This is a genomic window from Xanthomonas sp. JAI131 (assembly GCF_013410075.1).
Lineage (GTDB): Bacteria > Pseudomonadota > Gammaproteobacteria > Xanthomonadales > Xanthomonadaceae > Xanthomonas_A > Xanthomonas_A bonasiae.
The window spans coordinates 155909-175879 of record NZ_JACCCN010000005.1; the positions used below are offsets into that span (position 1 = coordinate 155909).

9 protein-coding genes are annotated in these 19971 nt (G+C 68.7%); all 9 read left to right on the top strand.

Annotated elements, in window-relative coordinates:
• Window positions 1-32 precede the first annotated feature (32 nt).
• The 9 genes from prpC (at window position 33) to HDC36_RS20370 (ending at window position 19918) form a co-directional block, all read left to right on the top strand.
• Window positions 33-1199, top strand: a complete 1167-nt coding sequence (prpC, locus tag HDC36_RS20330) for a 2-methylcitrate synthase (protein WP_179570681.1) — start codon at window positions 33-35, stop codon at window positions 1197-1199.
• Between the two features lie 215 nt (window positions 1200-1414).
• On the top strand, window positions 1415-4030 hold the full coding sequence (gene acnD, locus HDC36_RS20335; protein WP_179570682.1) for a Fe/S-dependent 2-methylisocitrate dehydratase AcnD: 2616 nt from the start codon (window positions 1415-1417) through the stop codon (window positions 4028-4030).
• A gap of 66 nt (window positions 4031-4096) precedes the next feature.
• A complete protein-coding gene (locus HDC36_RS20340; RefSeq protein WP_179570683.1) occupies window positions 4097-4558 on the top strand; it encodes an SRPBCC family protein in 462 nt (153 codons plus the stop codon).
• Between the two features lie 36 nt (window positions 4559-4594).
• Window positions 4595-5788: a 2-methylaconitate cis-trans isomerase PrpF gene (gene prpF / locus HDC36_RS20345; RefSeq protein WP_179570684.1), complete on the top strand. Its 1194-nt coding sequence runs from the start codon at window positions 4595-4597 to the stop codon at window positions 5786-5788.
• A gap of 404 nt (window positions 5789-6192) precedes the next feature.
• Window positions 6193-8412, top strand: a complete 2220-nt coding sequence (locus HDC36_RS20350; protein ID WP_179570685.1) for a TonB-dependent receptor — start codon at window positions 6193-6195, stop codon at window positions 8410-8412.
• Between the two features lie 75 nt (window positions 8413-8487).
• Window positions 8488-9534 carry a nucleoside hydrolase gene (locus HDC36_RS20355; RefSeq protein WP_179570686.1) on the top strand — a complete coding sequence of 349 codons (1047 nt, stop codon included), beginning with the start codon at window positions 8488-8490 and terminating at the stop codon, window positions 9532-9534.
• Window positions 9535-10561: 1027 nt separating this feature from the next.
• Window positions 10562-15499 carry an alpha-2-macroglobulin gene (locus tag HDC36_RS20360; protein ID WP_255432842.1) on the top strand — a complete coding sequence of 1646 codons (4938 nt, stop codon included), beginning with the start codon at window positions 10562-10564 and terminating at the stop codon, window positions 15497-15499.
• Between the two features lie 540 nt (window positions 15500-16039).
• Window positions 16040-18940: a TonB-dependent receptor gene (locus HDC36_RS20365; protein ID WP_179570687.1), complete on the top strand. Its 2901-nt coding sequence runs from the start codon at window positions 16040-16042 to the stop codon at window positions 18938-18940.
• A gap of 30 nt (window positions 18941-18970) precedes the next feature.
• Complete coding sequence (locus HDC36_RS20370) at window positions 18971-19918, top strand: glycerophosphodiester phosphodiesterase family protein (protein WP_179570688.1); 948 nt, start codon at window positions 18971-18973, stop codon at window positions 19916-19918.
• The last annotated feature ends 53 nt before the right edge of the window (window positions 19919-19971 follow it).

Sequence of the window (19971 nt, forward strand, 5' to 3'; positions counted from 1 at the left end):
ATGACACGACCGAGCTACCCGGGAGACAACGCATGAACGACACCAACGCCAGTCAGGCCGCTCCGGCCTTCAAGCCGAAGAAATCGGTGGCCCTGTCCGGTACCGCCGCCGGCAACACCGCGCTGTGTACGGTGGGCCGCAGCGGCAACGATCTGCACTACCGCGGCTACGACATCCTGGACCTGGCGCGCAGCAGCCAGTTCGAGGAGATCGCCTACCTGCTGGTGCACGGCAAGCTGCCCAGCAACAGCGAGCTGCGCGGCTACAAGGCCAAGCTGCGCTCGCTGCGCGGAGTGCCGGCCGCGGTAAAAGCGGCGCTGGAGCAGCTGCCGCCGTCGGCGCATCCGATGGACGTGATGCGCACCGGCGTGTCGGTGCTGGGCTGCGTGCAGCCGGAGAAGGACGACCACAACCATCCCGGCGCGCGCGACATCGCCGACAAGCTGATGGCGTCGCTGGGCTCGATGCTGCTGTACTGGTACCACTACAGCCACAACGGCCGGCGCATCGAGGTGGAGACCGACGACGATTCGATCGGCGGCCATTTCCTGCATCTGCTGCACGGCTTCAAGCCGCACGAGGAATGGGTGCAGGCGATGCACACCAGCCTGATCCTGTACGCCGAGCACGAGTTCAACGCGTCCACCTTCGCCTGCCGGGTCATCGCCGGCACCGGCAGCGACATGTACAGCGCCATCGCCGGCGGCATCGGCGCGCTGCGCGGGCCCAAGCACGGCGGCGCCAACGAGGTCGCGTTCGAGGTGCAGAAGCGCTACGACACGCCTGACGAGGCGGAAGCGGACATCCGCGCGCGGGTCGAGCGCAAGGAAGTGATCATCGGCTTCGGCCACCCGGTGTATACCGTGTCCGACCCGCGCAACCAGGTGATCAAGGACGTGGCGCGCGAGCTGTCCGACGCGCAGGGCAGTCGCAAGATGTACGACATCGCCGAGCGCCTGGAGGCGGTGATGTGGGAGATCAAGAAGATGTTCCCGAACCTGGATTGGTTCAGCGCGGTCAGCTACCACATGATGGGCGTGCCGACCGCGATGTTCACCCCGCTGTTCGTGATCGCGCGTACCGCCGGCTGGAGCGCGCACATCATCGAGCAGCGCATCGACGGCAAGATCATCCGCCCCAGCGCGAACTACACCGGGCCGGAGGATCAGACGTTCGTGCCGATCGATCGGCGCAGTTGATTGCTCCCCTCTCCCGTCGGGAGAGGGGTAGGGGGTGAGGGTACGGGCGCAGCCTCGTGGCGTTTGGTCGCACCAGGCTTCGTTCGTACCCTCATCCGCCTCATGTGGGCTCTCATTCGCATTAGGCTTCGCCCGTACCCTCATCCGCCCCTTCGGGGCACCTTCTCCCGATGGGAGAAGGGTCAGCCTTCGCTTTATTTCTATTGTAGCCAGCCATGAACAGCCACTACCGCACCTCCCTGCCCGGCACTTCGCTGGATTACTTCAATGCGCGCGCCGCGGTCGATGCGCTCCGGCCCGGCGCCTATGCCGCGCTGCCGTACACCTCGCGCGTGTTCGCCGAGAACCTGGTGCGGCGCTGCGATCCGGCCACGCTGGACGCTTCGCTGATGCAGCTGATCGAATGCCGCCGCGACCTGGATTTCCCGTGGTTTCCGGCGCGCGTGGTGTGCCACGACATCCTCGGCCAGACCGCGCTGGTGGACCTGGCCGGGCTGCGCGATGCGATCGCCGAGCGCGGCGGGGATCCGGCGCAGGTCAATCCGGTGGTGCCGACGCAGCTGATCGTGGACCACTCGCTGGCGGTGGAATTCGGCGGCTTCGACAAGGCCGCGTTCGCCAAGAACCGCGCGGTGGAAGACCGCCGCAACGCCGACCGCTTCCACTTCATCGACTGGACCAAGCGCGCGTTCGAGAACGTCGACGTGATCCCGCCGGGCAACGGGATCATGCACCAGATCAATCTGGAGAAGATGTCGCCGGTGGTGCAGGTGCGCGACGGCGTGGCGTTCCCGGATACCTGCGTGGGCACCGACAGCCACACCCCGCACGTGGATGCGCTGGGCGTGCTGGCGATCGGCGTCGGCGGGCTGGAAGCGGAGAGCGTGATGCTCGGGCGCGCGTCGTGGATGCGCCTGCCGGACATCGTCGGCGTGGCGCTGCGCGGGCGGCCGCAGCCGGGCATCACCGCCACCGACGTGGTGCTGGCGCTGACCGAGTTCCTGCGCGCGCAGAAGGTGGTCGGCGCCTACCTGGAGTTCCATGGCGAAGGCGCGGCCGCGCTGACCCTGGGCGATCGCGCCACGATCTCCAACATGACCCCGGAGTTCGGCGCCACCGCGGCGATGTTCGCGATCGACCGGCAGACCATCGACTACCTGCGCCTGACCGGCCGCGACGACACGCAGGTCGCGCTGGTGGAAACCTATGCCAAGGTCGCAGGACTGTGGGCCGACGACCTGGTCGCGGCGCAGTACGAACGCGTGCTGCAGTTCGACCTGTCCAGCGTGACCCGCAACATGGCCGGCCCGTCCAATCCACACAAGCGCGTGGCGACCAGCGAGCTGGCCGCGCGCGGCATCGCCGACGAGGCCAAGTTGGCATCCGGAAAGGCCGAACAGGCGCAGGGGCTGATGCCCGACGGCGCGGTGATCATCGCCGCGATCACCAGCTGCACCAACACCAGCAATCCGCGCAACGTGATCGCTGCCGGTTTGCTTGCGCGCAACGCCAACGCACGCGGGCTGCTGCGCAAGCCATGGGTCAAGACCTCGCTGGCGCCGGGCTCCAAGGCGGTGCAGCTGTACCTGGAAGCATCCGGGCTGCTGCCGGAGCTGGAACAGCTGGGTTTCGGCATCGTCGGTTTCGCCTGCACCACCTGCAACGGCATGAGCGGCGCATTGGATCCGGCGATCCAGCAGGAGGTGATCGCACGCGACCTGTACGCCACCGCGGTGCTGTCGGGCAACCGCAATTTCGACGGGCGCATCCACCCCTACGCCAAGCAGGCGTTCCTGGCCTCGCCGCCGCTGGTGGTGGCGTATGCGATCGCCGGCACCATCCGTTTCGACATCGAGAAGGACGTGCTGGGCGTGGACAAGGACGGCCAGCCGGTGACGCTGAAGGACCTGTGGCCCAGCGACGCGGAGATCGACGCGATCGTCGCCGCCAGCGTCAAGCCCGAGCAGTTCCGCCAGGTCTACGAGCCGATGTTCGCGCGCAGCGGGCTGGCCGCCGCGCAGGTGGCGCCGCTGTACGCATGGCGTCCGCAAAGTACTTACATCCGCCGCCCGCCGTACTGGGAAGGCGCGCTGGCTGGCGAACGCACGCTGCGCGGCATGCGCGCGCTGGCGGTGCTCGGCGACAACATCACCACCGACCACCTGTCGCCGTCCAACGCGATCCTGGCCGACAGCGCCGCCGGCGAATACCTGACGCGGATGGGCGTGCCGGAAGAGGACTTCAATTCCTACGCCACCCACCGCGGCGATCACCTCACCGCGCAACGCGCCACCTTCGCCAATCCGCAATTGCTCAACGAAATGGCCGTGGTCGATGGCCAGCCGCAGCGCGGTTCGCTGACCCGGCTGGAGCCGGAAGGGCAGGTGATGCGCATGTGGGAGGCGATCGAAACCTACATCGCGCGCAAGCAGCCGCTGCTGATCGTCGCCGGCGCCGACTACGGGCAGGGCTCCTCGCGCGACTGGGCGGCCAAGGGCGTGCGCCTGGCCGGGGTCGAGGCGATCGTGGCCGAGGGCTTCGAGCGCATCCACCGCACCAACCTGGTCGGCATGGGCGTGCTGCCGCTGGAATTCCGGCCCGGCACCACGCGCAAGACCCTGGGCATCGACGGCAGCGAGGTGTTCGACGTGCTCGGCGCGCGCACCCCTGGCGCGACGCTGACCCTGTCCATCGCCCGCGCCGACGGTACCCGCGTGGAGGTGCCGGTGACCTGCCGCCTGGACACCGCCGAGGAACTGGCGATCTACGAGGCCGGTGGCGTGCTGCAGCGCTTCGCGCAGGATTTCCTGGACATGTCGAAAATCGCCTGACCCGTTCGTCGGTGTCATCAGGCGCGTGCCATCCTGATGCGCGCCTTCACCGCTGAGGACACCATCATGAGCAACGGCAAGACCGGTACCGTCCGCCTGCACCGCGTCCTGCGCGCGCCGGCCGAGCGCATCTACCGCGCGTTCCTGGAGCCGGCGGCGCTGGCCAAATGGCTGCCGCCGCACGGCCACACCGCCACCGTGCACGCCCTGGATGCGCGCGTGGGCGGCAGCTTCAGGATCTCCTTCAGCAATTTCGGCGCCGGCACCAGCGAATCCTTCGGCGGCACCTATCTGGAGCTGGTGCCGGGCGAGTTGATCCGCCACACCGACACCTTCGACAACCCGGGCCTGCCGGGCGAGATGATGGTGACGGTCAAGCTGCGCACGGTGGCCTGCGGTACCGAGCTGGACATCGTCCAGGACGGCATCCCCGCGCAGATCCCGGTGGAGTTCTGCCATCTCGGCTGGCAGGAGTCGCTGACCCTGCTGGCGCAGCTGGTCGAGGCCGAGATTCCCGCCAACCCCTGAGCTACTCGCCGCCTGTACGTCGATCGGAAAAACGCCATGTCCCACCTTCCCCAGCTCCGCATTCCTGCCACCTACATGCGTGGCGGCACCTCCAAGGGCGTGTTCTTCCGCCTGCAGGACCTGCCCGCTGCCGCACAGGTGCCCGGCGCCGCGCGCGATGCGCTGCTGCTGCGGGTGATCGGCAGCCCCGATCCCTACGCCAAGCAGATCGACGGCATGGGCGGGGCCACGTCCAGCACCAGCAAGGCGGTGATCGTGGCGCCGAGCGCGCGCGCGGACCACGACGTGGACTACCTGTTCGGGCAGGTGGCGATCGACCGCCCGTTCGTCGACTGGAGCGGCAACTGCGGCAACCTGTCGGCGGCGGTGGGGCCGTTCGCGATCGCCGCCGGGCTGGTCGATGCGGCGCGCATTCCGCACGACGGCACGGCCACGGTGCGGATCTGGCAGGCCAATATCGGCAAGACCATCCTCGCGCAGGTGCCGATCGTGGCCGGCGCGGTGCAGGAGAGCGGCGATTTCGAGCTGGACGGGGTGACCTTCCCGGCCGCCGAGGTCCAGCTCGACTTCCTCGATCCGGCCGCGGACGAGGACGGCGCGGACGGGGCGATGTTTCCCACCGGCCACCTGGTCGATACGCTGGAGGTGCCGGGCGTCGGGACGTTCGAGGCGACGCTGATCAACGCCGGTATCCCGACCATCTTCCTCGACGCGCAGGCGCTGGGCTACCGCGGCACCGAACTGCAGGACGCGATCAACGGCGATGCGCAGGCGCTGGCCAGGTTCGAGACGATCCGCGCCTACGGCGCGCTGCGCATGGGCCTGATCGCCAGGCTGGAAGACGCGGCGACGCGACAGCACACGCCGAAGGTGGCCTTCGTCGCGCCGCCGGCCGACTACGTCGCCTCCAGCGGCAAGCCGGTCGCCGCCGCCGACATCGACCTGCTGGTGCGGGCGATGTCGATGGGCAAGCTGCACCACGCGATGATGGGCACCGCCGCGGTGGCGATCGGCACCGCCGCGGCGATCCCGGGCACGCTGGTGAATCGCGCGGCCGGCGGCGGCGCACGCCAGGCGGTGCGCTTCGGCCATCCTTCAGGGACGTTGCGGGTTGGCGCCGAAGCGCAGCAGCAGGGGGACGGCCAGTGGAGCGTCACCAAGGCGATCATGAGCCGCAGCGCGCGGGTGCTGATGGACGGCTGGGTGCGGGTGCCGGGCGATATCTGCTGAGCCGGCAGCGCCGGCGGCAGGGCCGCATCGCTGTGGCGCCGCAAATCCGGGTCTTGTTCCTGTAGGCGCGGCTTCAGTCGCGACACGTTCTAACCGCAGTTGCTGTCGCGGCTGAAGCCGCTCCTACAGGGGCGGGTAAGGCGCAGCGGCGCGCGCTGTTGCACGGCCGAGGCCGCAATGGCGCCGGCCAGCCGGAAATCCGCAGTGCGATGTTGATAGACCTGGGGCGTCTGGACAGTGCACCTGCAGGGCATATGTGGCAGCCCATTGCGCGCTTGCAGCCTTAACACGTTCAAGTGACCGGGACATGCAAAGCGTGTGTATTTTGTGTTAATTATGTTGCGGCGCGGCATCGCTTGCCGGCGACGCGCATTCGCTCTTGCCCATTCCACTCCGGAGTCCCCATGTCCGCCAGTTGGTCGTTGCGCACCAGCGCACTTGCCGTAGCCGTCGTTTCCGCCCTCTCGTTCCCCGCCGCCGCCCAGCAGGCGGACAGCACGGACGGGGTCGCCCGCCTGGACACGGTCAAGGTCACCGCCGAACGGCGTTCGGAAGACTCCAAGGACGTGCCGATCTCCGCCAGCGTGCTGCGCCCGGAATACCTGGACGCGATCGCCACCAGCGGCTCGGACGTACGCGTGCTGGCCGGCAAGGCGCCCAGCCTCAATGTCGAATCCTCCAACGGCCGCGTGTTCCCGCGCTTCTACATCCGCGGCTACGGCAACACCGACTTCAACACCTACGCCTCGCAGCCGGTGTCGCTGGTGTACGACGACGTGGTGGCGGAGAACGCGTTCCTGAAGGGCTTCCCGATCTTCGACCTGGAAGGCCTGGAAGTGCTGCGCGGCCCGCAGGGCACGCTGTTCGGCCGCAACACCCCCGCCGGCGTGGTCAAGTTCAACTCGGTCAAGCCGAGCATCGGCGCCAACGACGGCTACGCCAGCCTGTCCTACGGCACCTACGGCACCATGACCATGGAAACCGGCCTGAGCATCGCCATGGGCGACAAGTGGGCCGCGCGCGTGTCGGCGCTGGGCCAGCGCCGCGACGACTGGGTCGACAACACCGTGGACAACCGTTCGTTCGAGGGCTACACCGACTCGGCGGTGCGGGTGCAGCTGCTGTTCCAGCCGGGCGAGGACTTCAGCGCGCTGTTCAACGCGCATGCGCGGCATCTCGACGGCACCGCGCGGCTGTTCCGCGCCAACATCTTCCAGCCGGGCAGCAACAAGCTGGTCGACGGCTTCGATCCGGACAAGGTGTCCATCGACGGCGGCAACACCCAGGAACTGCAGACCTACGGCGGCAGCGCCAACCTGACCTGGGACCTGGGCGACATCGTGCTGCACTCGATCACCGGCTACGAAGGCATCGGCAAGTACTACAGCCGCGGCGACATCGACGGCGGCTACGGCGCGGTGTTCGCGCCGCCGTCCGGCCCCGGCGTGATCGCGTTCCCGGTGGAAACCGCCGGCGGCATCAAGAACCTGGACCAGTACTCGCAGGAGCTGCGCGCCGAGTCGCAGTACGCCGGCCCGCTCAACTGGCAGGCCGGCCTGTACTACTTCCACGATTCGGTGGAAGGCGAGAACTACACCTACGACACCTTCGGCGGCGGCACCCTCAGCAGCTACCAGCTGACCCGCCAGCGCAACACCTCGTGGGCGGCGTTCGGCTCGCTGAACTACGCGGCCACCGATCGCCTGAACCTGCGCGCCGGTATCCGCTACACCTACGACAAGAAGACCTTCGACGTGCTGGCGCTGGATCGCGTCACGCTGCTCGAGCCGTCCACCGGCAGCACCGACAACTCCAAGGTCACCGGCGACGTCAGCGCGACCTACACCATCAACGACAACGTCAACGTCTACGCCCGCGCCGCGCGCGGTTTCCGCGGCGCCAGCTTCGGCGTGCCGTCGGCGACCGCGCCGCTGACCGTGGCAGCGCCGGAGACCGTGGACTCGTACGAGATCGGCATCAAGTCCGACCTGTTCGACAAGCGCGCGCGGATCAGCTTCGACATCTACGATTTCCAGGTGAAGAACCAGCAGCTGACCGCGGTCGGCGGCACCTCCAACGACGTGCGCCTGCTCAACGCCGACAAGTCCAAGGCGCGCGGCGCCGAGTTCGACTTCGAGGCGCTGCTCACCCAGAACCTGCGCTTCACCCTCGGCGGCGCCTACAACTGGACCCGCATCGAGGATCCGACCCTGTCGGTCGGCGTGTGCCGCACCTGCACCGTGACCGATCCGCTCAACGCCGCCGGCAACGCCATCATCGACGGCAACGTGCTGCCGCAGGCGGCCAAGTGGATGGGCAACGCCACGCTGCGCTACGGCATCCCGGTCGGCGACGACGCCGAGTTCTTCTTCTACACCGACTGGTCCTACCGCAGCGAGATCAACTTCTTCCTGTACGACTCGCGCGAATTCGTCGGCCAGCCGCTGCTCGAAGGCGGCGCCAAGATCGGCTACAACTGGGGCGCCGGCGCGTACGAGGTGTCGGTGTTCTGCCGCAACTGCACCAACCAGATCCGCGCCACCGGTGCGATCGACTTCAACAACCTCACCGGCTTCATCAACGATCCGCGGATCGTCGGCGCGCAGTTCCGCGCCAATTTCTGATCGGCGTGTCAGCGATGCGATGAACCAGGGGCCGCCGGCTATCATGCCGGCGGTTTCTTTTTATGGGAGGCGCGCATGCGCAGTCTGAAACGGTGGGCGGCGCTGGCGCTGCTGGCGTTGGCGCCGATCGCGGCAGCCGGCACTGCGGCGGACGCGGCCATGGGGCCGGTTGCGGCGCAGAAGGTGGTCGTGTCCACCGACATCGGCGACGACATCGACGATGCCTTCGCGCTGGCGCTGCTGCTGCGCAGCCCGGAGCTGGACGTGCTCGGCATCGCCTCGGCCTGGGGCGACACCGCACTGCGTGCGCAGTTGTTGCAGCGGTTGTTGCAACAGGCCGGGCGCAGCGAGATCCCGTTGGCGATCGGCCATGCCACGACCTCCACGATTCCCTTCAGCCAGGCGCGCTGGGCGGCGCAGGGCACGCTGCCGCGCAAGGCGCCGGACGCGGCGGACTTCATCCTGGCGCAGGCGCGGCGCCATCCCGGCCAGGTCACCTTGCTGGTGCTCGGACCGCTGACCGATGCGGCGCGCGCCGTGCAGCGCGACCCGCAGGGCTTCGCCCAGCTCAAGCAGGTGGTGCTGATGGGCGGGTCGGTGCGCGCGGGCTATGGCAAGTCGCGCTACCGGCCGCCGAGCGCGCCGGCGCCGGAATACAACATCGTCTCCGACATCGGCGCCGCGCAGCGCGTGTTCGCCGCCGGCGTGCCGATCGTGATGCTGCCGCTGGACGCGACCCAGGTGACCCTGGAGGAACCGGAGCGGGTGGCGCTGTTCGCGCATGGCGATCCGCTGACCGATGCGCTGACCCAGCTCTACTACCAGTGGCGCGACACCGACCAGCCCTGGGCCAGCGCCACGCCGACCCTGTTCGACGTGGTGCCGGTGGCGCAGCTGCTCGACCCGAGCCTGTGCCCGACCGTGCCGTTGCGCATCGCGGTCGACGACCAGGGGTATACGCGGGAAGTGCCGCCTGGCGCGAGCGCGGCGGGCGGCGCTGCGGCCGTCGACGGTTCGGCGGATGGCGGCCATGCGGCGCCCGGCGCCGCCAACGCCCAGGTCTGCCTTGCGCTGGACCGGTCGCGGCTGATCGCGCTGTACATGCAGCGCTTGCTGCATTGAGGCGGCGGCGAGTCCGCCGCTTCGCTCGTCGCGGCTGAAGCCGCTCCTACAGGGAACTTGCGGCCATCCAACCGGCTGCACTGTAGGAGGGGCTTCAGCCCCGACCGATGGCCGAACCGTCGCGATTCCAGGCTTCGCTCGTCGCGGCTGAAGCCGCTCCTACAGGGAACTTGCGGCCATCCAGCTGGGTGCACTGTAGGAGGGGCTTCAGCCCCGACCGATTGCCGAAACCGTCGCGATTCCAGGTTCCGCTCGTCGCGGCTGAAGCCGCTCCTACAGGGAACTTGCGGCCATCCAGCTGGGTGCACTGTAGGAGGGGCTTCAGCCCCGACCGATTGCCGAACCGTCGCGATTCCAGGCTCCGCTCGTCGCGGCTGAAGCCGCCCCTACAGGGAACTTGCGGCCATCCAACTGGGTGCACTGTAGGAGGGGCTTCCAGCCCCGACCGATGGCCGAACCGTCGCGATTCCAGGCTCTGCTCGTCGCGGCTGAAGCCGCTCCTACAGGGAACTTGCGGCCATCCAACTGGGTGCACTGTAGGAGGGGCTTCAGCCCCGACCGATTGCTGAGCCGTCGCGATTCCAGGCTCCGCTCGTCGCGGCTGAAGCCGCTCCTACAGGGAACTTGCGGCCATCCAGCTGGGTGCACTGTAGGAGGGGCTTCAGCCCCGACCGATGGCCGAACCGTCGCGATTCCAGGCTCCGCTCGTCGCGGCTGAAGCCGCTCCTACAAGGGCTTGCGGCCGACTCCTACAAGGGCTTGCGGCCGACTGGTCGGGTGCACTGTGGGAGGGACTTCAGTCCCGACGGCATCCGGTCTGGGTAACCTGTGGCCTCATCGGCTGCTTCCACAGAGCCCGCACCGCATACACAGAAATCGCCGCGTGCACGGTCCGGCGGCGGGCGCCCGCCGCCGTCCCCGGCCGCCTTGCCGGGCGCCGGCGAACGCCGCGTCCGCAATCTCGATTTCGAGTCTCCGGCGGTCGCGTCCGCGTTCTATACTCGCGCCACTTTCACGGAGCGAACGTATGCACACGGATTCGAAGCGGCAGTGGCGCCTCCTGCGCGCAGGGTTGTTGAGCACCTTCCTGCTGCTGGGCCTGGCGTTGGCACTGGGCGGCTGCAAGCGCAACGAATCCGGGCAGTTGCCCGACGCCAGCGGCGAGCCGGTCAAGGGCCAGAAGGAAGCGATGAAGGGCTTCGGCCTGGTTCGCGCCTATCCCGACCAGAAGGGCGACGGGCTGTCGCTGGCGCTGGAGTTCTCGCGGCCGCTGGTCGGCACCCAGGACTTCGACAAGCTGCTGCGCTTCGAAGAGAAGGTCGGCACCGACGACAGCGCCTGGTCGCTGTCCGACGACGGCAAGACCCTGCGCTATCCGTACGTGGAGGCGGCCAAGGACTACACCGTACTGATCTCCGCGGACCTGCTCGCCGCCGACGGCAGCCGCCTGGGCAAGCCGCTCAAGCAGAAGGTCTACACCGGCGAACTGGAGCCGGCGGTCGGCTTCGCCTCGCAGGGCAGCGTGCTGCCGGCGCGCGAGAGCCGCGGCCTGCCGGTGGTGTCGCTCAACGTGCCGGAAGTGGACGTGGAATTCATGCGGGTCAAGGAAGGCTCGCTGCCGGCGTTCTTCGCCCAGTACCAGCGCGGCGGCCGCCGCGGCAGCTGGGAAATGGACAGCGACTACAGCGACCACACCCCGATCTCGCAGCTGGCCGAGTCGGTCTACGTCAACCGCTTCGTGCTCGGCGGCGACAAGAACGAGCGCGCGCTGACCTATCTGCCGATCCAGGACATCAAGGAACTGCAGGAACCGGGCCTGTACTTCGCGGTGATGAAGCGCCCGGGCCGGTTCGAGAACGAATACGACACCGCGTTCTTCACCGTCAGCGACATCGGCCTGCACGCGCGCGCCTACAAGGACAAGCTGTTCGTGCACACCGCCTCGCTGCAGAGCGGGGAGCCGTTGAAGAAGGTGGAACTGCGTATCCTCGACGCCAAGGGCGAGCTGTTCCTGAAGGGCGAGACCGACGCCAACGGCAACGCGCTGCTGAACTACACCCTCGACGCCGGCCAGGTGCTGGTGGCGCGCAGCGGCACCGACCTGTCGATGCTGCCGTTCAACCAGCCGGCGCTGGACCTGAGCGAGTTCGCCGTGGCCGGGCGCGAGAACGCCTGGTTCGACGTGTTCGCCTGGTCTGGCCGCGACCTGTACCGCCCCGGCGAGACGGTGCGCGTGTCGGCGCTGCTGCGCGACAACGACGGCAAGCCGGTGGCGACCAGCGGCAAGGGGGCGCAGCCGGTGTTCCTGCGGCTGAAGCAGCCCGACGGCAAGATCTTCCGCGAGACCCGCCTGCAGCCGGGCGAGCAGGGCTATTTCAGCTTCGAGCAGCTGATTCCCGCCGATGCGCCGACCGGGCGCTGGCAGGTGGAGTTCCGCACCGATCCGTCCAGCAAGGAAGCGGTGCAGGGCATGACCCTGCGCATCGAGGAGTTCCTGCCCGAGCGGATGAAGCTGGACCTGGACAGCGCGCAGAAGACGCTCAAGCCGGGCGAGCCGTTCAAGCTGCAGGCCACCGCCGCCTACCTGTACGGCGCGCCGGCCGACGGCAACCGCTTCACCGCCAAGCTGGCGGTGGCGGTCGAGCAGCATCCGGTCGAGTCGCTGCCCGGCTATTTCTTCGGCGACTCGACGCTGCAGCTGCCGCGCGAAGCCAAGGACGTGATCGATACCGAATTCGGCGCCGACGGCAAGATCGCCGAAGACCTGGCGCTGCCGGACGAAGCCAAGCCGACCAGCACCATCGCCGCGCTGGTCTCGGCCAGCGTGTACGAGACCGGCGGTCGCACCGTCACCCGCACGCTCAAGCGCGTGCTGTGGCCGGCGCCGGCGCTGGTCGGCGTGCGCCCGCTGTTCGACGACAAGGACGGCGCCGATGCCAACGCCAACGCCCGCTTCGAGCTGATGCGGGTCGACGCGCAGGGCAAGCCGCAGCCGGCCAAGGGGCTGAAGGTGACCCTGGTGCGCGAGCTGCGCGACTACCACTGGGCGTTCGCCGACAACCGCTGGGACTACGATTTCACCCGCCGCTTCGAAAACAAGCAGACCATCACCGTCGATGCCGGCAGCGCCGCGGCCAAGTTCGATTTCCCGGTGGAGTGGGGCGAGTACCGCGTGGACGTGTTCGATCCGTCCACCGGCCTGACCACGCGCTATCCGTTCCGCGCCGGCTGGAGCTGGAACGACGAGAACCGCGGCCTGGACGCGCGCCCGGACAAGGTCAAGCTGGCGCTGGACAAGACCGGCTACAAGGCCGGCGACACGCTCAAGGTCACCCTGACCCCGCCGCATGCCGGTCCCGGCGTGCTGATGGTCGAGAGCGACAAGATGCTGTACGTGCAGGACATCGACGTGAAGCCGGGCAGCAGCTTCGAGATCCCGGTGACCAAGGACTGGGAGCGCCACGACGTCTACGTCACCGCGCTGGTGTTCCGCGGCGGTTCGGCGCCGAGCAAGATCACCCCGGCGCGTGCGGTCGGCGTGGCCTTCGTGCCGATGGAGCGCAAGACCCGGCGCGTGGCGGTGGGCCTGGTCGCGCCCAAGCAGATGCGTCCGGAGCAGCCGCTGCCGGTGACGGTCAGCGTGCCGGAACTGGCCGGCAAGCAGGCGCACGTGACCATCTCCGCGGTGGACGTGGGCATCCTCAACATCACCCGCTTCCCGGTGCCCGACGCCAACGCGCAGTTCTTCGCGCAGCGGCGCCTGGGCGTGGACGCGTACGACATCTATGGCCGGGTGATCGAGAGCTTCGAGGGCGGGACCGGCAAGCTGCGCTTCGGCGGCGACATGGCATTGGCGGCATTGCCGCAGGCCAAGCGTCCGACCGCGCGGGTGCAGACCGTGGACTTGTTCTCCGGTTCGGTGAAGCTCGACGCCAAGGGCAACGCGCGGGTGCAGCTGCCGGTGCCGGACTTCAACGGCACGCTGCGGGTCTCGGCGCTGGTGTATTCGGACGAGCGCTACGGCAACCGCGACGTGGAGACGCTGGTGCGCGCGCCGATCGTGGCCGAGGCCAGCATGCCGCGGGTGATGGCGCCGGGCGACCGCAGCACGGTCACCCTGGACGTGCAGAACTTCACCGGGCAGGCGGGCGAGTTCAAGGTGCAGGTGGACGGCGAAGGCCCGCTGGCGATCGCCGAGAACGCGCGCAGCGCCAAGCTCGGCAAGGACGGCAAGGCCACGCTCAGCTTCCCGCTGGTGGCGCAGGAGGGCTACACCGTGGCCAAGGTGCGGGTGCGGGTCGACGGCAACGGCTTCAGCGTCGACCGCCGCTACGACCTGCCGGTGCGCGCGGCGTGGCCGTCGGTGCTGCGCGCGCAGACCCGCGTGCTGGATCCGCTGGCGCCGGTGACGCTGGGCATGAGCGATGCCGAAGGCCTGATGGCCGGTTCGGTCAACGCGCGCATGCTGGTCAGCGCGTTGCCGCCGATCCCGTTCGCCAGCGCGCTGCAGGGCGCGCTGAACTACCCGTACGGTTGCGCCGAGCAGACCACCAGCAAGGGCTACGCCGCGCTGCTGCTCGACGACGCCACCGCCAGGCTGCTCGGCGCCAAGGGGCTGGACGCTGCGACCCGCCGCGAGCGCATGGAAGGCGCGTTCGGCCGGCTGGCCTCGATGCAGATCTCCAGCGGCCACTTCTCGATGTGGGGCGACGACGGCTACGTCAATCCGGGCCTGACCCCGTACATCGCCGAGTTCCTGCTCGACGCCAAGGACGCCGGTTTCGCGGTGCCCGACAACGTGCTGCAGAAGGCCTTGAACCGGCTCAGCGAGGACCTGCTGTCCGGCGGCAACAACTTCTACGGCCAGGACCGCCGCGAGAACCTGAAGTTCGCCAACCAGGCCTGGTCCGGCTACGTGCTGGCCCGCGTCAATCGTGCGCCGCTGGGCACGTTGCGTGCGCTGTACGACAACGACCGCGGCAAGGCGCTGACCGGCCTGTCGCTGGTGCACCTGGGCGTGGCGTTGTCGCTGCAGGGCGACAAGAAGCGCGGCGAAGCGGCGATCGCGGCCGGCTTCGCCAAGGACAGCGGCGACCGCCCGCCTTACTTCGGCGACTACGGCAGCGTGATCCGCGACGACGCGTTGATGATCGCGCTGCTGCACGAGCGCGGCCTGGCCAAGCCCGAGTACGACGCGCGCGCGGTGGCGCTGGGCCGCGAGATCGACGCGCGCCGCCGCAGCGGCTGGCTGTGGCTGAGCACCCAGGAGCAGGTGGCCCTTGCGCGGATGGGCAAGGCCTTGCTGGTCAACCAGAGCAAGCTGGTGTCCGGGCAGTTGGCGGTCGGCGACAGCAGCGAGGCGATCGGCGCGGCCAAGGCGTTCGGCCGCCAGTTCGGCGAGGCCGAGCTGGCGCGCGGGGTCAGCTTCGTGCCGCAGGGCGAGGCGCCGCTGTACGCCAGCCTGGAAATCGCCGGCATCCCGCGCAAGGCGCCGGAGGTGGACGAGAGCACGCTGAAGGTGGAGCGCGAGTGGTACGGCACCGACGGCAAGCCGTGGACGCCGCGGCCGCTGAAGGAAGGCGAGGCGCTGATCGTGCGCGTCACCATCACCTCCAACGTGGGCATGCCCGACGCGCTGTTGACCGACCTGCTGCCGGCCGGCCTGGAGATCGAGAACTTCAATCTGGGCGATGCCAAGCAGTGGGCCGACGTGGTGGTGGACGGCATCGAGATCAGCGACCGTTCCAACGCCGCCGACGTCAAGCACGAGGAGTTCCGCGACGACCGCTACGTGGCCGCGCTGAGCCTGGCGCAGGGCGGCAAGGCGCAGGTGTTCTACCTGGTGCGCGCGGTGACCCCGGGGACCTACACGGTGCCGCCGCCGCTGGTCGAGGACATGTACCGTCCCGACCTGCGCGGGGTGGGGCGCAGCAACCCGGGCACGATCAGCGTCGTGCAGCCCTAGCGGGCGACGGTCCGGGCACGCGCCAGCGTGCCGGCCGCAGGTAGAACGGAGACGACGATAGGGCCCTTGCGGCCCTATCGTCGTTTTGGGCGGCTGTGTGCCGTGCGCCACCGTCGCGGCGCCACCGTCGCGGCGCTGCCGCGCCGTGCTGGACAATCGCTAGCGGCGCATTGTGCGGATGGTTCGTGGCCTTGTTGCTTGCAGTCCCTGCATCCGGCGCCGTCCGCACCTGCCGGCGTCTCCCTTCTCCCTGCGGGAGAAGGTGCCCCGAAGGGGCGGATGAGGGTACGGCGAAGCCTTGAACGTTTTCGGCATCGCCAGGCGGTCGCTTCCACCGCCCTCTCTCTTCCAATCCCTCCGCCGCGCTCTCGACACCCTGGACTCCATCGCCCACACCTGGCGCCCGCAGCGGCGGACCTGCAGCCAACCCGCCGCTCTCGCAACTGCCAACCCGGTGACATGGGCCTGTCATCGCCCCCTGGATAAAATTAACTACTTTGAAGTTATTAATTAATTTTGAAATTTTCCAGGGGATACGAGATGACGCGATCGCACCACCGCCACCAGCGCACGTTGCTGGTGTGCCTGCTTGCCGCCAGTTGCCAGGCCGCCCTCGCGCAGCAGGCCACGAGGCCGTTGCCGCCTTCCGCCGCGGACGGCGACACCACCGATATCGCCGCCGCTGCGCCGGCCGCTGCATCGCCGCCGGCCGCCGCCGCTGCGGGCGCGGCCAAGACCCTGGACAGCGTCGTCGTCACCGGCGTGCGCAAGGCCAATGCCGCGGCGATGGAGAGCAAGCGCGCGGCGACCAACATCACCGACGTGGTCAGTTCCACCGACGTGCGCGCGCTGCCGGACACCACCATCGTCGAGGCGCTGCGCCGCATCCCCGGCCTGTCGGTGCTGCCGGCGACCGACAACGAGCATCCGCGCGACGAGGCCGCCACGCCGGTGCTGCGCGGCCTCGGCCCGTCCTACAACAACGTCACCATCGACGGCCTGACCGTGGCCTCGCCGGGCACGCCGAACGGCACGCTCGGCTCGATCACCCGCGGCGTGCGCCTGGACATCCTGCCGGCGTCGATGGTCAGCGAACTGCAGGTGGTCAAGACCTTCACTCCCGACCTGGATCCCAACGCCACCGGCGGCGCGATCAACCTGCGCACGCGCAGCGCGTTCGAGAACGGCGGCAAGCCGTTCTTCACCAGCGAAGCCTCGCTCGGCCATGCCAACGACGTCGGCAAGCCGCGCGACCAGGACGATCCCGGTTATCGCCTCGGCGCCACCGGCAGCACCACCTTCGGCAGCGACCGGCAATACGGCCTGACCCTGTCGGGCAACTACCAGACGTTGAGCAGCTACACCGAAACCCACATGACCACCGACACGGTGCACTACGGGTTCTACGACGGCAACGGCGTGCTGCTCAGCGGCAGCAACCTCGGCAACGGCTGGGCGGTGCCGCAGCAGGACAAGTACTGGTACGTGATGGACAAGCGCGACCGCTACGGCCTGACCGGCAAGTTCGAGGCGCATCCCAGCGCCGACCTGCAGGCCTACGTCACCGCCGGTTACTACTATTTCAAGGACGACATGCAGCGCAACGAGCTGATCATCGATCCGCGCAACCGCAACCGCGTCGCCAACCAGACCGCGACCTCCGGCAGCTATCCGGCCGGCGACATCGAGGTCGGCTATTCCAACCAGATCACCACCACCCGCACCAAGCTCGGCCAGGCCGGCATGGAATGGCGGCCGGACGACCACCAGATGTTTTCCGCACGCGGTTCGTGGTCGGATGCGACCTACGACGAGCCGATCCAGATGTTCAAGTACGTCACCGGCGCATCGCGCCCGGCGGCGGTTCCGGTCGGCCAGACCGGCCCCGGCGTTACCGTTGTTCCCAGCGCCGACTACGCCTTCACTTACGACACCTCGGCGTTGAACCAGCGCTTCCCGGTGGCGCCGCAGGCGTACTCCAACTACGACAACTACAGCCTGTTGTACTGGCGCCCGGACTACAAGCGCAGCGCGCGCGACCGCATCCTCACCGGACGCCTGGACTACGGCTTCAACCAGGGCGAGCAGGACCGCGGCCTGGGCTTCGGCGCCGGCGTGTCGTACACCACCGACAAGCCGTCGTTCGACATCTACCGCGACGACTACGAGCCCAACCGCAGCGCGCCGGCACTGAACATCGCCGACGTGCTGGCGCCGTCCAACGCGCCGCTGCGCTATCTGGGCCTGAACCTGATCACCATCGATCCGAACAAGGCGCGGCACGTGCTGCAGTCCACGCCGCTGAGCGCGTTCAACAGCACCGATCAGTCGGCCTTCAGCAACCAGGACAACTTCACCCATACCGAAAAGATCTTCGGCGCCTACGGCCTGGTCAGCTACCGTGCCGAGGCGTTCAACGTGGAAGCAGGCCTGCACTACGACGACACCGACCAGTCCACCGTCGGCCGCCAGCGCCAGCTGGATACGGCCAGCGGCAAGTACGTCTACGTCGATGCGCCGACCGATTCGCACTACGCCAACCTGCTGCCGTCGGCGATCATGACCTACCACCTCAGCGAGCGCCTCGACCTGCGCGCCGGCGCCAGTCGCACGCTCGGCCGTCCGCCCTACGACGCCTACGCCGCGCGCACCTCGATCGGCTTCGTCAACAGCACCGATGCCGGCAATCCCAACGCCCAGGGCGTGACCGTGACCGTGGGCAATCCCGACATCAAGCCGCGCGTGTCGACCAACCTGGACCTGTCGCTGGAATGGCGCCTGCCCGACGAGGTCGACGGCATGCTGGCCGCGGCGGTGTTCGACAAGCGCATCCAGGACGAGATCTTCACTCTGTCGCGCACCGACCAGTTCAGCTACAACGGCACCACCTATTCGAACGTGCTGATCAGCACCCCGGCCAATGCGTCCAAGGCGCATATCCGCGGCCTGGAACTGAGCGCGGTGCTCAACACCTTGCTGCCCGGCGTGCCGGCGCTGTCCGGGCTGGGCGGCAGCGCCAACCTGGCCTTGTTCGACGGCGGCATGGACGTGCCGTACAGCGTCGGCAGCGCGCCGAACGTGAGCCAGCGTCAGCGCAGCGTCGATCGCCTGGTCGGCCAGCCCGGCTACACCGCCAACGCCTCGCTGTTCTACAGCGTCGGCGGGCTGGAGCTGCGCGCGGCCTACAACCGCCAGGGCAAGGCGCTGCGCGCCATCGTCAGCAACATCGACTGGCAGGATCTGTACTGGGCGCCGCGCTCGCAGCTGGACCTGTCGGCGACCTATGCGATCAACAAGCAGGTCAGCGTGGTCGGCCAGGTCAGCAACGTCACCCACAGCCGCATCACCAGCGTGACCGGGCCGGGCGAGAACCTGTTGAAGGACACCTACTCGGTGCCGACCACCTACTGGTTCGGCATCCGCTTCACGCCTTCTCTTTAAACCCTTTCAATCCTTCGGACGCCCATCGCCATGAAATCCACTCTGTTGCCGCTCCTGCTGCTGGGCAGCGCGCTGACCGGTCCCGTCGCTGCGGCCCCCGCCGGCAGCGCCGCCAGCCAGGCGCGCCTGGCCGATCCCGCCGGCGGCATCTTTGTCGTCGCCCATCGCGGCTGCCACAATCCGGCGCCCGCGCATGGCTTCCCCGGGCATGCGCCGGAGAACTCGCTGTCCGGCCTGGAGCGCTGCGTGGCGCTGGGCGTGGACATGCTGGAAACCGACATCCGCCGCGCCGCCGACGGCACCCTGGTGATGTTCCACGACGCCACCGTCGAACGCACCACCGACGGCAGCGGCAAGGTCGCCGAGCTGACCTGGGCGCAGCTGTCGCGGCTGCGCCTGCGCGACGACGAGGGCGGCGCCGATGCGCCGCTCACCGACCAGCATCCCGTGACCCTGGAGCAGATGCTGGCCGCGGCCAAGGGCCGGATCATGCTCAATCTCGACGTCAAGGCGCCGATCTATGCGGAGGTGGCGGACGCGGTGCGGCGTGCGGGCATGCAGCGCCAGGTGGTGCTCAAGACCGAGGCCGGCGTGTACAGCCAGCCGCTGGCGTCGTTGCCGCCGTTCGACCAGATCAACTTCACCCCGGTGCTGCTCAATCCGCCGGGCACCGACGACCTGCTGCAGACCGTGCGCACCCAGATCGGCGGCAAGGTCCGCCCGGTGGCGATCGAACTGCCGCGGATGCGCGCCGAGCAGTTGCCGGCGCTGGCCGCGTTGACCAGGCAGCAGCAAGTGCGGCTGCTGGTCAACACGCTGTGGGAAGGGTTCGTCGCCGGCTACGGCGGCGACGCCGACGCGGTGCGCGATCCGGATGCGGTGTGGGGGCGGCTGTACCGCGACGGGATCGGCGCGTTCCAGACCGACGAGCCGGAAGCCCTGCTGCGCTACCGCGCTTCGCTCGAAAAAAAGCCCTGACCGCGCGCGGTTCGCCGCGCAACTGTCCGTAATCGGTCGCCGATCGTCCGCTT

Excerpts from the sequence above, each read along its gene's own strand:
- prpC (WP_179570681.1), top strand. The coding sequence starts at position 33 with ATGAACGACACCAACGCCAGTCAGGCCGCTCCGGCCTTCAAGCCGAAG.
- acnD (WP_179570682.1), top strand. The coding sequence starts at position 1,415 with ATGAACAGCCACTACCGCACCTCCCTGCCCGGCACTTCGCTGGATTAC.
- HDC36_RS20340 (WP_179570683.1), top strand. The coding sequence starts at position 4,097 with ATGAGCAACGGCAAGACCGGTACCGTCCGCCTGCACCGCGTCCTGCGC.
- prpF (WP_179570684.1), top strand. The coding sequence starts at position 4,595 with ATGTCCCACCTTCCCCAGCTCCGCATTCCTGCCACCTACATGCGTGGC.
- HDC36_RS20350 (WP_179570685.1), top strand. The coding sequence starts at position 6,193 with ATGTCCGCCAGTTGGTCGTTGCGCACCAGCGCACTTGCCGTAGCCGTC.
- HDC36_RS20355 (WP_179570686.1), top strand. The coding sequence starts at position 8,488 with ATGCGCAGTCTGAAACGGTGGGCGGCGCTGGCGCTGCTGGCGTTGGCG.
- HDC36_RS20360 (WP_255432842.1), top strand. The coding sequence starts at position 10,562 with ATGCACACGGATTCGAAGCGGCAGTGGCGCCTCCTGCGCGCAGGGTTG.
- HDC36_RS20365 (WP_179570687.1), top strand. The coding sequence starts at position 16,040 with ATGACGCGATCGCACCACCGCCACCAGCGCACGTTGCTGGTGTGCCTG.
- HDC36_RS20370 (WP_179570688.1), top strand. The coding sequence starts at position 18,971 with ATGAAATCCACTCTGTTGCCGCTCCTGCTGCTGGGCAGCGCGCTGACC.